The sequence below is a fragment of the Desulfallas thermosapovorans DSM 6562 genome, assembly GCF_008124625.1.
In the GTDB taxonomy this organism is placed as follows: domain Bacteria; phylum Bacillota; class Desulfotomaculia; order Desulfotomaculales; family Desulfallaceae; genus Sporotomaculum; species Sporotomaculum thermosapovorans.
Map to the genome: position 1 here is coordinate 20,403 of NZ_VNHM01000014.1, position 14,923 is coordinate 35,325.

Here is a 14,923-nt window from a genome sequence, read left to right on the forward strand (position 1 = left end):
AGAAAGTTGATTTATTCCCCTTGACATTTTGAACGTTTTACGGCATAATAAGTTCTGCAGCAGTTGAAACAAAAGTAGGGGTGCATAGCTCAGGGGGAGAGCACTTCCTTGACGCGGAAGGGGTCGTAGGTTCAATTCCTACTGCACCCACCACACGAATACCTGCAAAGCCGTTATATACAAGGCTTTGCAGGTATTTTTGTTTTTTATGATACTTTATTTGGGTTCCGTATAAAACCCTTAATTCACGCGGCTTTCCGCAACTATTCAGGCAGATAGTCAGGCAAAAAGTCAGGCAGAAAAGGCAGCCCATCTGGGTTGTCTTTTCCATTCGGTTTTGTGTTAGAACGGCCCCGCGCATAATGCTTCAATGAGCGTTGCCCCGGGCGTAAGCCGCTTTTATATAATGCTTACATATAGTTGGCAAACAAAAATAACGACAAGGCGAACGCTTTGTTGTTTTTCTTTTAAATCGAGGGGGTCATAAAAATTGATCGTACAAGGGCGCACCCGTGGTCACCTAACAATTGAAAATGACGTAGCTGATGGCTTGTTGGAGGTAGGTGGGATAGATCTAGCCGGTTTTTATGCGGCGCTAAAGAGGTTTATTGATCGACGCGAATCCTATGATAACAAAAGCACTATGCCATTTACGGTTGAATATTTTTGCAAGAAATTTAAGATTGGCAAAAGCCGATTTTATCGCTTAGCGGAAGTGCTTTGGCAAGTGGGTATGCTTGACATAGATAAGGATCGCAGCGGCAAGGGCTGGCGCAATGTCTATATTGTGCATGATTGGCCTGGCTATGATGGCCCATTAAAAAAGATTAGAAGCGGCTCTTTTAGATACAATAAAAAAGAATTTACCGATACTGAGGGTAATTCTGATTTGGGACAATCTAAAGCTGAAAATAGTGGCCAAATACAACAAAAGCCGTCTGATTCAGGAATACCCGATTCGGGAATACCTGCAGCGGATATTCCCCCAGCGGAATGTAATAAAATACAACATATAGAAAAGACAAATATTGTTGTTGTTGATGTTGTCGAGCCGCCTGCCGAAAAAAAGCAAAAGGAACCCATAAGGGAAAAAGTGGCAGCCAATGGCACAACCATAACTGAACTTCAGCAGCAGGCTGAAAAAGTATGTGGTGTACGGATACCACCAGAATTGTTAACTTACCTGGTGACTGAATACGGCATCGAAAAAGTGAAAGCGAAAATCAATATGCTCGGAAGCGTTGAAACTATAAACGCACCGGGCTTTCTTATTGCCGCCCTGCGGGATGATTTTAAATTAATGCCCGGGCGGCCACAACTGCAACAACAAAAAAGAGCTTCGCCCGGTGGCCGGGTTGTCCAGAAAAACATTCAAACCAGGGCTAGGGAGTCGGACACTACAAAAGAGCAGGAACGAAAGAAGCTGATCCAGTCGCTTTACATGAGCTGAAAGGAGCTGAAAACATGTTTGAAAATCTTCGTGACCGCTTTGGTAAAATTCCGGCAAAATACCAGTGGGCGGTAATTGCTGGCCTGGCGTTCATGGGGGCAGCGGCCATTCTTATTCTTGATGTATGGTTACTAGGTACTGCGGCAGCATGGCTACATTGTGCCGTCACTAAGCTTGGCAGCGTTTCTATTTTCGCGACTGAAGCTGAGAAAGCGGCCGGAACCAATGCCTTTGATGCCGTCGGCTGGTACTGGCACCATCCTTTTTTCGTGGCTAAAGCCTGGCTTTTTGAAGCGGACAAGCTATCTAACCCGGAGGTTCGCACCTATTGGCTTTTTCTGAACGCTGGCCTTGGTATCCTGGGCCTGATCGGTGCAACCGCCGGTAAAATTCAGATTAAAAAGCGAAAAAACAATACCGAGCATCGTGACATCAGAAAGCTAAAATTCAAAAATGTTCGATACGATATTAACCGATACCTGGAAAAGACTCCGGAGAATCGATACTTCCTCGGCCTGGATGACCGGCGGCGGCCTGTGAACGTATCTGTCTCCGACATGTTCGAGCATATTCACATCTTGGGCGGTTCCGGAAGCGGCAAAACCGCCTTCGGCGTTACGCCTATTTGTATCCAGGCCATCAGGAAAGGCGCTGCCTTAGTAGCAATAGATTTTAAGGGGGATCGCCAGGCCATCCAGTTACTTGCCAGGGAAGCTGCGGCAAACAACAAAAGGTTTTACATTTTCACGCTTGACCAGCGGGAAAAATCAAACACATATAACCCGCTGGCCACTGGCACCCCGCTGGGCAAAGCGGAACGGATCATGACAGCGCTTGAGCTAGTTTTTGAAGGAGAAGCGAGGTTTTACACATATGTGCAAAAGGCAACTTTTATCCCGCTTTTGGCTGCTCTTGATGCTCAAGGTGTTTCGTATACTCTCTCTGACATATACGAAATACTACAAAATCCAAAACTGGTTTTCAAATTGACTGGTCAGCAGGTGGATGAAAATCAGATCAAAGGTCTAACGGCTGCGCTTTTACCTTTTGCCGAAATTGAACAAATAAACTTTGCCCAATCGGATATAAACCTAACAGAAATAATGGGAAATGGCGATGTGGTATATTTTGATCTTCAATCTGCATTAGCGCCGGAGGCCAGTTCAGCGCTAGGGAAAATGATTGCCCAGGACTTGCAATATTTGAGTGCTCCCCGGACACAGCAGTCTCGACCGGTCGTTATAGCGATAGACGAATTTCAAAATATGGCCTGCTTGGCGTTTCGTAACATAATTTCAAAGGTGAGATCAAAGAACTATGCTTTGATACTGGCCAACCAGGCCATGGGCGATCTAATGGCTGTTAGTGATGATTTCACCAACACTATCCAGGTGAACACTCGCACCAAAATCATTTTTAACGCCGACACTCCTGCTGATGCTGAGTTGTTTTCGCAATACACCGGCACGGTATTGCAGACGGTTATGAACCACAGCAAAAACAAGACCCAAACTCATGGCTTAATGCCTGGTTGGTTTAAGGATGACCAGCGGCAAACCACCGGTGAAAGCAAAACTGAAATAGAGGTGCCGCTGCTGCACCCCAATCTTTTCAAAGCCATGCCCCCGGGCAAATCGGTGGTAATCAGGCGCGGCCAGCTGGCCACGATGGCCAATCATGCATACCTGATTTCAGAAGCTGAAAAAGACCGTCTGGAGCAACTACCGTTGCCGGAGCCTGTATTTATACTTAGGGATGATAGGAGTGTGTTTATGATGGATGATATGTTAAAAAACGCCAAAATAAAGTTGGCAAAACAATCTGATCAGTCGGGAAATCCACTGCAACCAGACAATCAAAATAAGGATGAGACACCAAACGCTGGCAAAAATGAAGGTGCTGCCGAGGCTAGTGAAATCGCATTATAGCCATACAGCAACCGCCATAAATGGCAGTTGCTGTATAGCTGTTGCCCGGTCACACATCGCAGAGGCACCCCGCAGAACAGCCCCTCGCTTCGCGGCGGGTGCTGTCTGCGTTATCTCTCTGCGATGTGCCAGGTGGCTTTGGCCCGCGTTGTTGCTCGCGTTCCTCCGCTATGGTCTACTGTCTTGCGGTAGACCATAGCGGAGTTAGAGCAGTCCCCCCACCAACGGTTCGTAGCTCACTTCGTTCGCACGATCCGTAGGTGGCGCTCCGGCCTTCGGCGGCACCCGCTTCGCGGGCAAGGGCATTGCTTCGCAATGCCTGCCGCACTCGGCCTCCGGGGTTCACTTCGTTCACCCGGCCTGCTCCAGCGTCCCTACCGGGACGCATAAGGGGAAATGGGGCGCTGCCCCCTTTCCCCTTAAAATCCCCTTACCCCCGCCGGGGGTTATTTAACCCCCGGACCCCCTTTGGGCTGCGCCGGGGTATCGTGTGGTGAGCACCGTTGTAGTAACCACACATGCGGGAAGTGGAAATGAACGCCTTACATTGGGTACGGTGTTATGAAAGGAGGCTGCTATGCCCAGGAAAAGGTTCTCCAAGGCGAAACAGCTTACGGTGCGGGACAAAAATATCCTCACCGACCTGGCCCGTTGCCGGGTATTGTCCGCTGAGCAAATCAAAAAAGCTTATTGGCCCACGGCCAAAGAGCGTACCTGTGATGATCGGCTGAAACAATTGCAAAAAGCGGGATATATTACGGAGCATACCGTAAATGACGAAAAGCCGGGTAGCTCTTTGAAGGTGTACAGCCTTTCCACCAAGGGTAAACGCTGGGCCACCGGCCCGGAAGGACCGGGCCTGGATAAAAATATTGTGTTCACCCATCCGGGCAAGGCGAATGAGATAGTACACCAGGTTAGGACAAATGATGTCTATTTTCAGCTTAGTGATAACGAGAAGGCAACCTGGCGAATTGGTGATGCGTTGGAAATAGAACATGGCGTTTATGCCGGTGGTACCGGTATGACGGTGCCGGATGCAGCTTATACCGGTGACGATGGTGAGGAAATTTATGTGGAAACAGACTGTGGCAAGTATACACCCACGCAGATCCGGGATAAGGTGGCGGGCTTTGGCGATAAAAAGGTGGTTTGGGTGTGCCCTGCAGGGCGCGAACAGACGCTGGTAAGGCACGGGGCAGCAGGTGATTTTGTGACGTACGTTGCGTAAGGGGGTGGTGGTGGCTGGTTGTTGTTACTGAGCGAGATAATCAGGTTTTTATGTTTATTGCTAAGTGGCGGTTTGTAACCTTGGAGCAGCTGTTTAAAGCCGGTGTTTTTTGTAATGCACATAATACAGCCTATAAACGGTTACTGGTCTTGCGGCGGGGCAAGTTCATAAACTGCGGGCAGTTGAGTAATGGCCGGATGTATTATTACTTGACGCCACGGGGTGGTGAGGCAGTGGGGCTTACTGTACCGTGGTACTCGAAAATTTATCGTAACGCCGGGGTGGATGTGGTGTTAAAGCATTTGGTGGCTTGTGATTTCGCCCTGGCGCTGGGAGTTGAGTATTTGCCGCGCCGGGAGGTATTGGACCGGTTGATGGCTGCGGACTATGATGTGTTGGCCGGCTGTTTTCGCAGCTCGGATTTGTTTTTTGAAAAAGACGGTCAGTTGAATGTGCTGGTGGTGGATTACCAGTATTCGCTAAAGTATCTGGCGGAAAGGGTTAGGCTGTATAGCCGGCTACCGCCTGAAGTACGTGGGCAGTTGGTGGTTAATTTTCTGGTTTTTTCTGAAACGAGGCAAAAGCGGGTTCTGCAGTTGGCGGCGGATGCGGGGGTGAGGGTTAAGGTACTGAGGGCTAATTGGAAGTATTAAGGGGGTAATGTGGTGAAAAATCATGCCTTTGAAATTAGTCGGCGGGTGTTGCAAAACACGTTAATGGAGCTGTTGCCGGGGCCGGAGGTGCAAGGGGAGCCGTTTTGGGCCTTGATGTCTGTTGAGGTAAGTGGGGAAACCACGGGTAGCTTTTATGTCAATCAATCAGTTATTCCGTTGTTTTTAGATAAGGGCCAGGCTGATAATTTTTTAAGTTTGACCAAGCAGGAAGATTTGGCGGTTAGGGGGCTTAGCCGTAAGCATTTGCAGGTGTTGTTGGGGTTCCAAAAGCATGGCCGGGTGCAATTGGGTATTTGTGTACCCGGGCTTGAGTGTTGTGGTAATTATAAAGTGTTTACTCCTACATTGGAACAGTTTGAGGAGCTGCTTAAGGAGTTAGGGTTCAGTTCTGATAACGTTTAGGTGGCCAAGAGGTGCCGGACCGTCGCTTTTGGGGTATTTCTTTGGGGTAAGACGCGACCGTCCGGCTGGGCTGGTGGTGGGAGTATGTTCCAGTCTTTTCTTTGGAGTTTGTTTTGTGATCGCGCAGGCTTTCACGCAAAAAACGCGTCAAAGCCTGCGCTGAGCCTGTCTGTGATAAAGTGATCGAAATTGGGCGGCGGCCGCCGCCAGATTGGGGTGACCGGCAGGTCACCCCAATCTGCGGCAGCGCCGGTGCGGATGCTGCCGTATAGTGGGCGATGTATGTGCAATGGAGAATATTCGATGCGCTTTGTGACGGTGGTGTGCTTGTCTGGTTATCGGTGGCTATGGCACAGCGTGGCTGATTGTAATAGCAGTGGGCATTGTCTATCGGTAACAAGGCTGTAGGGTGTGGATTGGGGACGTTGGATGTTTTAGTTTATGCTGGCTAATTTATTTTTGGGCGCTAATTCCCGCCACCCACTTTCGCTACCGAGCCCGCTTCGCGGTCTCGGTTTAACGCTCATGGCCCCTTCGGGGCCACCGTGGGTACCCGGCGGAGCGCGGCTTTGGAGTTTTTCTTTGGGGTCTTAATATGGATGCGCCGCTAACGCGGCGCTTTGATTATATTTTTCGCCTTTCGGCGGCCTCATTATAGCTGCCCTGTGACGGCAGGTAAAGGGCAAGGGCCTGCGGCATATCCTCCCGGCCCGTTGGGCCGGTCCGGTATTCCTCGGCCTCGCGCTTCGCGCGACCCTTTACCTACCGACACAGTGCTGCTGGTTCGGCCTTAAGCCGAAAGGCAAAAAAACGCGGGGGGATTTAAAAGATATTTGGGGATTACTAATCCCCAAACCCCTTTTGGGGCTTCGCCCGGGTATGAGTTCGGTTAGTGTTTTAAAGGAGGGGTTTCGTATGAAGGTTATTCTGGAAAATGAACTGGAAAAGTGCGCCTGGGAAATTATGATGGCAGCCCATCATAAGTGGAAGAGAAATTATGGCAGTTCGATGTGTGACTATTTGGATTTCTATTTTGAGGATATTTACAAAGAGGAAGCCGATAAGGCGGTGAACGACGAGGTTGATCGACGGCTGCGGGATAAGTTTGGCGATGAGTTTTTTGTTAGCGAGGATGAATATGTAAAATCGGAATTAGAAGTATATGCACTTGATGAATTGACTGATGAGGAAAGGCAGCAGTTGGAACAAGATTTTCGTGAGGATTACGAGTATGTGTGGGAGCAGATTGAAGACGAAAGAGATTATCTGTTGGAGGATGTGAGGCAAAAATTGAGAGGCGTTTATTATACTTTTTTCAATGGACCACAAAGGCTGACGATTATTTATAACGGTGAGGTTATCCAGGGGGTTGATAATGGGCAGGAATGTGAGGCGTGAAGGTGGTTGCTTGTTGGAGTAGGAGGCATTACACCCGCTATGCTTAGCGGCGAAGGGTGTAATGCTCCCGGCACCACCCCAAAGGGCAGTTACCAACATTATAGCTTGCCTTTGGGGGTGAAGTAAATCTGACTCCAGGGAGGTGCGTTATTATTACAGGCAGGCGGTGTTTGGTTGAGGATGCAATTGCGGGACATGTTTATCGGCTTTTAGCCGGTTTTGTGGCAAAACACAATATTTCGGTTGTATACATGCCGGTGAAAGAGCTAACAGTGGGCTATATTGACGGCTTATTTATTCACTCGGATATTGATGATGCTATTTTTATTGATAAGGATTTACCCTTGGCGGAAAAGTGTTTTGTTTTAGCTCATGAATTCGGACATTATGTGATGCACCGCAGACAAATGAATGCTGTTTGGGAAAAAAATTATTGGTCGGGCAGCAATAGCTCCTGGGTGGTCAAGAAGGAAGCTGAGGCGGATCGCTTTGCCTACCGGTTGCTTGATTTAGCAAAAAGGTCGGTACAAAGTGAAACGGGGAGGGGTTATTGTGAAAGCTGTTGAGTGTACCGCCGGGTATGTTGAATGCACTGCAGGGCAACATATTAATTCAAATTTAATTAAACTGCGCGAGCTCATAGAGGAAACAGTGCTATTAGATGAACCAGTGGACGGATGGTGGTCGAGATTATTCAAAGAGCTTTCCCTGATTGATTATACGGCTGTTCTAGCGATTGTAATTACCGGTTATGACGAGGCCAAAAAGCAAACAAGGCCATGCAGCCACGAACAGGAGGGATATTAATAGAACGGCAATGGCAGGGTGTTAATACCCAAACTCATTTGTTGGAGAATAAATTATTATCCATGGTTCATAAGCTTATTGACCCTGACTTAAAACAATGTCTTCCCGAGGAATATAGGAAGAATAGTCCACTGGATACACTTGAAAATGCACGGTCATGGCTTTCTCCCATATATGATCCTGACGATGGGCCGAAGTACAATGAGCTAGTCGATGAGCTTGATTGTCATTATAATGACCTTTTACAGGTTGTTCCAGTTGAAAAACAAGGAAGTTTCTGTGATGTCTTTGGTCTCTATTTGGATTGTATGAATCAATTGTGTGCTATGGAAAAGGAAAACTTTTATAAAACGGGACTGCGGGATGGGTTTTTGTTGGCGGTGGAGCTGCTGGCGGTTCAAGGCGAAAATAAGGCCATAAATAAAACTGGCCTTAGGAACTACCCTTGATAGGCATAAAAAAGCTCTTTAAACGGCCTTCACGGGCTTCTAAGAGTGTTTATTAGCTAATCAGTTGGGTAAGGTTGACAGTAAGGCTGTGTAGTGGCCACCAGGTGGCCCCTGCATAGCCACCAACATGAAAGGGGGTGCTGCCGCGGACAATTTTGCGTCTTGTATGTGGTATAATGTGCTAAAATCGCCAAAGGGGAGGAACTTATCATGCGGAAGGTTTTAATTGTGCCTTTAATTGCCGTGATTATGCTTGCTATGACTGCGGCCATGGCCATGGCCGACAGTAAAGAGCAAATAGACGTATACGACCACCAGAAACAGCTTGTCAAATCCGTAGTATTTATAGTTGGCTTTGAACAATACTTCGTTGATGGACAAACGCCCGGTATTTCGATGGACGCCAAGCCGTTCATTGAAACAGGCCGCACCTTCGTGCCAATTCGTTATCTATCCAACGCCCTGGGCGTTACCGATGATTATATCGGTTGGGAAAGCCCCAAAGTAACCTTGGACGAGCCCGGCTTTCCGGTGGTGGAGTTGGCCGTAGGCAGTAAGACCATAAAAAGTGACGGCCAGGCCCAAACCATGGACGTTTCTCCGCTTTTGAGGGAAGGCCGCACATATCTCCCGGCCCGGTGGGTGGCCGAGGCCCTGGGCTATGAAGTCGAGTGGGATGCACAGAATCAGGTAGTACTTTGTTGGCCCAAAGGGGCAGCTAAGCCGGACGTGAGCAGCATAATTCAATATATCAAAAACCAAACCCCGGCAGTGCCCGTAGCACCGGTGCAGCCGACCCAACCGGAGCTACCGGCAGGTCCGGCAGGTGAAACCCGGCCCTTTAGCGGGAAACCGCTTGATCCGAATGATTATGTAGTTGCCGAGAGAAAGGCCATACCAGCGGAATTCAAACTGCCCGGTGCCAGCATCATGGAAATGACAGTAGAGGAACTGCGGCAAAAACCGGTTATGATGGGCGAAGCTAATGATTATAAAATTATTTATAGCGTAGATGTGCAAAAGGACATGATTTATGTAAAGCAAGCCGCAACCGGCCTTGCACCGGCCAGATTAATACTTGCCAAAGACAACGACCTATCAGTACAACGTGATAATACTCTAAAAAAATACAGCAGCAACCCTTTTACCCACGGCTACTATGTTAGCCTGGAAGCTGATCCGGGCGGCGGTACTAAAATCGAAGACGTAACTCATGTCATACTGTTATATTACGACCAAGCCCTGGCAATTAAAAACCCTCTTTACAAAGGAGGTAAATAACCAATGCGTTTAAAAAAGTTAATACTTCTGCTGGTAACTCTGCTGCTGCTCCCGGGAACGGCCTTGGCCAATCCCCAGGAGCAGTTTATTTTACAGGAAATTAAGGTGGGACACTTTGACGTATGGCAGCACACAGACGGCACCTGGCAGGATACCGATCATGACGGCGAAGTTGATCCATATGGACTTAAAGATAAAAAAGTGCCCGAACCACCATACACCTATCCTGATTCGCAATACGCAAACCAATTTACACCCACCAGGGTGGAGATAACAAAGATAACCCAAGCATCAAACTTGACGGATGAAGAACTAAAAAAAGCTGGCCGGTCGGAAACTTGGAGGGTTTTCAATGAAAATTATCTAACCAAACTCCCCAACGCCTACTCCGCCGCCAAAACCAGCGAGGACATCGCCCAAGGCACAGTCAGCGTCGAAAAAACCTTCGACCTGATGCCTGAATTGCTCGACCTAAAAGACCCCACCGTCCGTGCCGAGCTAGGCATGACCGACCGTGACTTCTCCGACATGGCCCAGGGCTGGCGTTGGTACACGCCGGTGCTGATAAAGTGGTACGGGGTACCCAAGGTGGTGGTACAACCCCCTGATTTCTCCGTCACCTTAGACCGGTACGAATTTAAAGACATGAACCCCGGTGACAAGATAACGCTTACAGCCACATTTAAACTAAACGAAAACCACCCGCAACCTGAAAGGGCTAAGCTGGGTGCTTTTCATGTTACAGGGACGGAATACACCGCTACAATGGTACCGGTTGAACCAAGCGATGCCCTTGACAGCAACGGGATTATTAAATTTAACCCCGGCGAAACAAAGCAATACAGAATAACCGTAACGGTCTCCACCAGAAACAGCGTAGTTCAGGCCAAGATTTGGCCCGCAGACACAACAATTGACGCCAACTGGACTAACAACCGTGCCGAAGCTCAAATCAGGCTAAATCAAAACCTTTGGACAGAACCGATTAGTAATACAAATCTGGAAACCCGGGAAGGTAACTCCGTTAACGTAACCGCAAGAATCCATAACGACAGCGGCAGCATGATTGTAACCCGCGTTATCTGGACCCTGGATGGTAAAGTAATCAAGGACATCAAGGACTTTGACGTTATAAGCCAGGGGGACAGCTCCATAACCGTTACCCCCGGCGTTGGTGAACATAATCTGACCGTAGAAGTTAACCCTGACAGGAATAAACCCGTAAACGAGGCAACTTTCGCTGATAATAAAACTACCTATACCATTAACGTAGCACCGCAGCGGGAAGAAGCGTCAGGGAACATCCAAATAATTGGCCCTGATGTATGGGATTGTTACAAAGAACAAAAACTGTATTCCTTCACAGTAAAAATATCAGGTTACTTACCATATGAGCGTTACCGGGACCGTGACGGTAACGTGCGTTACCGGAGTAAAACGTATAATATGACGGTCAAAACCAGCGGTGAAGGCGTTGAAACATACCAATGGACGCCGAACAACCAGTTCGGGAACCCGCAACTAACCAGGCCCGTGGTGAAAAGCTGGTCGGAGGGCTATTCGGCGTCCTCGGGTTCTTTCACCAAGAGTTTTCATTATGTGTTCCCGTATGTTGGAATGCGCGGTTTCTCCGATTCAACACTAGTGATTGAGGCAACGGACAGTAGATTCGGTACTGCACGCAAGGTGGTAACTATAAAACCGACACCGGTGAAAATCCCGGAATATAAACTTACACTATAGAAAGGGAGTTAAAAATTATGAAAAAGCTGACCATCTTAATTTCTCTAATTATTGCGTTAACAATGGTGCCTTTGGGGTCATTTGCTAATGAACCTGTTAGTGAGAAAAGTATCACTGTTCAAGATTGTATTGTGAAACTTATTTATGACAATGAAAACAATCCCCAGGAAGAAGCTAATTTTTATGGCCTGCGCCATATTTGCGAATCTTTTGGTTACGACGTTGAGTGGGACAGCGGCCAAAATTATGCTATAGTCACCGGGGGAAACGGGAAAACCCTCACTGATACTGATGGGAATAACATTGATGCTCTAGTAATTAGACCAGGAGCTTATGTAATCGAGTTGCTTGATGAAAGAAACGGAAAATTAGATGAATTACCTGCCGGTTATGAGCCGTTCATTGAGAATAACCGGTTATATGTGCATAGCTCTGTTTTTGAGAAGTATTTTGGCTTAAAGGCTGTTATTGATTAGTATATTGGAAAATGACGGTCCGGGTTTTACCCGGGCCGCTCATAGACCAAAGGGGGGATATCAATGTGCCACAATGATAATAGGGTGGAAGAAGCCATGGCAAAAGCCAAATACAAGCAACTTGACGATGGTACATATTACGGGGAAATTCCAGAATATCCAGGTGTGTGGGCTAACGAAAGGACACTGGAAGAGTGCCGGAGGGTTTTACAGGAAGTTCTAGAAGAATGGCTTATACTAAAAGAATTTGAAAATTCCCTGGAAGAAGTAGAAATAACGCCGGAGGAAGAAGAGGCAATAGCCCAGGGCATAGCCGAATTAGATGCCGGTTTGGGAGTAAAGGCTAAAGATGTATGGAAGGAGCTGGGGTTATTGGAGGATAATGATCAACAGAAAAAGGATGGTGATTAATATGCCGGATAATGAGCTATTAGAATGGCTCAAAGCAAGGCAACGTTTTCCGATTGGGATAACGAAGAGGACGGTATATACGACAAATTATAAACAAATCATATTGCAGTGGGAAAACTACCCACTCTTATTTTTTGTAAGGAGGCATGTATGAAATTTCGCGTTGATGGGCTGGGTTTTTTCGGCAGCAGGCAATATGATACCCTGGAGGAAGCCAGGGCCAACATATACGATAAAAAAGGGCGTAAGGGTAATATCACAGTGGAACTGGCCGAAAAAGAATATGTCAGCTTAATAAACAGTTACAACGTTCAACTACAAAAAAACATGGGCACAATCCAGACTTTACAGCAGGAAAACCAAAACCTTAAAAATCAAATACTCCATCTGCAAAACACATTGATACGTCCAGAAGTTGTGGAAGAAATAAGACGCCAGGCCCATCATAAGCTGAACGCTGAAGTAAAGGCCAGGGAGAAGATAACATTAGAATTGACTAATCAGCTTGAAGCAATGGCCAAACGGGAGAAAGGCTTGAGGGATGCCCTGGGCAGGTGGCAGAAAAAGGCTACAGGCGAAGATATGCGGCCACCTAAAGATTTGAAACAGAAAGGATTTCAATGCAATATAATAAAAAAACGTTTAGTAAAGGTATTTTTCCTGGAAAAATACCTGCCCCTCCCCTTTGATACCCAACTGGGTGAGGTGGAAAAATACGCGCTACAAGGACTGTCGGAGAAAGTTCAACTTAAAAAGATATATTTAGATCGGGGCAAATGGGTGGCGCGGTTTGAATCACATGAACCGCTGGAAGAAGGCTTTTAAAACCTGGCATTCTATGGTATTATAAAAATATATATCTAACTAATTTTACTTTAATGTAACCTTCATGCTTATGCGTGATGCTAAACGGCACGAAGGAAAAACCTCAGCTGCAAGCGTGATGCTGGCATTTTGCACAGCTGATGGTTATTTGCAGGGTTCTTCTACTATTTCATCCCCTGGAAATAGTACGGATGGAAGCTCCGGAGCATGTTGCAAGCGAATAGCGCAACTGCTGAAGAACTGGCCCCAGGTAAAATCTCTGGCGTTAAGCGGGTGCAACTTGGGGAGCGAAGCCAATAGCGATGAGCTTGGCTTGCGGACAAAGGCTTAAAGCGATGAGTTAAGCCTAACATTTGAACCTGGTCCAGATAACTAAGCTGGCATATCAATGTCGGCACTGCGTGCAACAATGATATAGCCAGACGGAGTTTTAGTAGGGTTAGTGTGGCACAGGTGTTAAACGATTCGCACATTGAAAATTTATCACCGGTGCCCGTCTCTGTTGACGGAGCCCATTTATAAAAAATTGCGGATAGCAATTTTTTATAGGGCGGAGTTAAACAGAGACGGGCTGAAAAAGCCCGTCAAAGTCACGGTAGCGTTAGGTTCCAGGGGTCGTCCAAGAAGAAAACCGCGAGAATTGATGGCTGGGGCTTTAGATTTCTTTTGCATTTTTAGGGGCCAGATATAGTCTGAGCCTTTTTTGATTTTATGGGGATATAAAAATATTTTTACATAATTAAATATATTGTTCAGTTTATTTTACCGGCTGTGTAGCCGGTTTTAAATATTTTTGGGGGTGGTTTTTATTGCCATCAGGTATACTTTCAAAAAAACTGGTGTTGGGACAGTGGACAACCTGGGAGCTCAATTACAGAAAATAATCAGGGGAGCTAAGCAGGGTAGTAATGAAACTAAATACCGGTATATTGCTGCTTCGGAAAGGTTTATTCGGTTTGTGGCCGTAAAGTTTAAACTAAAGAAATTGCAAAACATCCAGGAGAAACATTTGCAGGCATATGTGGAGGATATGAGGCAACGGGGATGTGCGGATAAATATATAAAAACTGATATAGCCGGTATCCGGTATTTACACCGGCAGATACCTCAGACCAGGTATGAATTGTTGGACGGCAGGGTTGCCAATAAGAAGTACGGGCTGGGCAGCACTCCGGACGGGCGAGCTGATCGGGCTTGGACGGAAAGGGAGTTAACGGATATGAAGGCTTTGGCCATGCAAAGGAATAAGCCTAATATCGCCCTGGCTCTGGAGACGGCCAGGGCCACGGGGATGCGCTTGGATGAGTTCTCTAGCTTGCGCCGGGCGGAGGTTGAGGCTGCGCTAAGGACTGGTGTTTTGCATCTTACTAATACTAAGGGCGGCCGGCCAAGGGATATCCCTCTTTCCCCCAGGACTATAGATGCTTTTAGGGCAGCCCTAAAGCTTAGTAGCCGGGGGAGTTATGTGTTTACGCTGCCTGGTATGAAGGTGCATAAGTTTAAAGAGGCGGTTAAGAGTTTTATTTGGCGGCACCGGGGATTGTTGCAAGATCCTAACCGCAATCGTACTGCACAAAACGTGAAGCCCGGTGAATTTGCTGCCCTGGCTGTCCATGGCCTGCGGCATACTTTTGCCAGGGAGTTCCTTATTGAAAGGTTCAAGGAGAACCTTGAAATGGGCCTTGACAGGGCCAGGGCTGAAAAGGAGGCCCGGAAGGTGACTTCTATGGTGATGGGGCATAACAGGGTTTCGGTTACTTTGATTTACGCGCCGAAGGGGTTGTTGGATGGTGTTGAGCAGGGGAACTTGTGTGGTGGCCACTGCAATGGCCACCGTTGATTGTTGTT

16 protein-coding genes and 1 tRNA gene are annotated in these 14,923 nt (G+C 47.4%); 16 read left to right on the forward strand and 1 reads right to left on the reverse strand.

Features of this window, described 5'->3' with window-relative positions; translation table 11 throughout:
* Positions 1–78 precede the first annotated feature (78 nt).
* The 3 genes from LX24_RS11605 to LX24_RS11615 all read left to right on the forward strand — a co-directional run bounded on the left by LX24_RS11605 (position 79) and on the right by LX24_RS11615 (position 3,378).
* Positions 79–153, forward strand: a tRNA-Val gene (locus LX24_RS11605).
* A 337-nt stretch (positions 154–490) separates the two neighbouring features.
* On the forward strand, positions 491–1,450 hold the full coding sequence (locus tag LX24_RS11610; RefSeq protein ID WP_166512315.1) for a hypothetical protein: 960 nt from the start codon (positions 491–493) through the stop codon (positions 1,448–1,450).
* Positions 1,451–1,464: 14 nt separating this feature from the next.
* On the forward strand, positions 1,465–3,378 hold the full coding sequence (locus LX24_RS11615; protein ID WP_166512316.1) for a type IV secretory system conjugative DNA transfer family protein: 1,914 nt from the start codon (positions 1,465–1,467) through the stop codon (positions 3,376–3,378).
* 175 nt (positions 3,379–3,553) lie between these two features.
* Here LX24_RS11615 and LX24_RS11620 read toward each other — a convergent pair whose 3' ends face one another.
* Positions 3,554–3,733: a ferredoxin reductase domain-containing protein gene (locus LX24_RS11620; RefSeq protein WP_166512317.1), complete on the reverse strand. Its 180-nt coding sequence runs from the start codon at positions 3,731–3,733 to the stop codon at positions 3,554–3,556.
* A 222-nt stretch (positions 3,734–3,955) separates the two neighbouring features.
* On the opposite strand from LX24_RS11620, the gene LX24_RS11625 reads away from it, so the two are divergent.
* The 13 genes from LX24_RS11625 to LX24_RS11685 all read left to right on the forward strand — a co-directional run bounded on the left by LX24_RS11625 (position 3,956) and on the right by LX24_RS11685 (position 14,915).
* Positions 3,956–4,609 (forward strand): replication-relaxation family protein, encoded by a 654-nt coding sequence (locus LX24_RS11625; RefSeq protein WP_166512318.1) that lies wholly within the window; start codon positions 3,956–3,958, stop codon positions 4,607–4,609.
* Between the two features lie 80 nt (positions 4,610–4,689).
* On the forward strand, positions 4,690–5,262 hold the full coding sequence (locus tag LX24_RS11630; RefSeq protein WP_166512319.1) for a hypothetical protein: 573 nt from the start codon (positions 4,690–4,692) through the stop codon (positions 5,260–5,262).
* 12 nt (positions 5,263–5,274) lie between these two features.
* The gene (locus LX24_RS11635) at positions 5,275–5,685 is read left to right on the forward strand and encodes a hypothetical protein (protein WP_166512320.1); all 411 of its coding nucleotides are present in this window, start codon (positions 5,275–5,277) and stop codon (positions 5,683–5,685) included.
* A 915-nt stretch (positions 5,686–6,600) separates the two neighbouring features.
* Positions 6,601–7,083, forward strand: coding sequence for a hypothetical protein (locus LX24_RS11640; RefSeq protein ID WP_166512321.1), 483 nt, complete (start codon positions 6,601–6,603; stop codon positions 7,081–7,083).
* A 170-nt stretch (positions 7,084–7,253) separates the two neighbouring features.
* A complete protein-coding gene (locus tag LX24_RS11645) occupies positions 7,254–7,649 on the forward strand; it encodes an ImmA/IrrE family metallo-endopeptidase (RefSeq protein WP_166512322.1) in 396 nt (131 codons plus the stop codon).
* Positions 7,636–7,890, forward strand: a complete 255-nt coding sequence (locus LX24_RS11650; protein WP_166512323.1) for a hypothetical protein — start codon at positions 7,636–7,638, stop codon at positions 7,888–7,890. The genes LX24_RS11645 and LX24_RS11650 overlap by 14 nt, the downstream gene beginning before the upstream one ends.
* Before the next feature lie 62 nt (positions 7,891–7,952).
* Entirely contained in the window at positions 7,953–8,339 is a 387-nt protein-coding gene (locus LX24_RS11655; RefSeq protein WP_166512324.1) for a hypothetical protein, read from the forward strand.
* Between the two features lie 210 nt (positions 8,340–8,549).
* On the forward strand, positions 8,550–9,620 hold the full coding sequence (locus LX24_RS11660; RefSeq protein WP_166512325.1) for a stalk domain-containing protein: 1,071 nt from the start codon (positions 8,550–8,552) through the stop codon (positions 9,618–9,620).
* A 3-nt stretch (positions 9,621–9,623) separates the two neighbouring features.
* Positions 9,624–11,363, forward strand: a complete 1,740-nt coding sequence (locus tag LX24_RS11665) for a hypothetical protein (RefSeq protein ID WP_166512326.1) — start codon at positions 9,624–9,626, stop codon at positions 11,361–11,363.
* A gap of 17 nt (positions 11,364–11,380) precedes the next feature.
* A complete protein-coding gene (locus tag LX24_RS11670) occupies positions 11,381–11,839 on the forward strand; it encodes a stalk domain-containing protein (protein WP_166512327.1) in 459 nt (152 codons plus the stop codon).
* A gap of 63 nt (positions 11,840–11,902) precedes the next feature.
* The gene (locus tag LX24_RS15025) at positions 11,903–12,250 is read left to right on the forward strand and encodes a type II toxin-antitoxin system HicB family antitoxin (protein ID WP_166512328.1); all 348 of its coding nucleotides are present in this window, start codon (positions 11,903–11,905) and stop codon (positions 12,248–12,250) included.
* Positions 12,251–12,400: 150 nt separating this feature from the next.
* Positions 12,401–13,075 (forward strand): hypothetical protein, encoded by a 675-nt coding sequence (locus tag LX24_RS11680; RefSeq protein ID WP_166512329.1) that lies wholly within the window; start codon positions 12,401–12,403, stop codon positions 13,073–13,075.
* Between the two features lie 850 nt (positions 13,076–13,925).
* Positions 13,926–14,915 (forward strand): tyrosine-type recombinase/integrase, encoded by a 990-nt coding sequence (locus tag LX24_RS11685; RefSeq protein WP_166512330.1) that lies wholly within the window; start codon positions 13,926–13,928, stop codon positions 14,913–14,915.
* Positions 14,916–14,923: the final 8 nt, after the last annotated feature.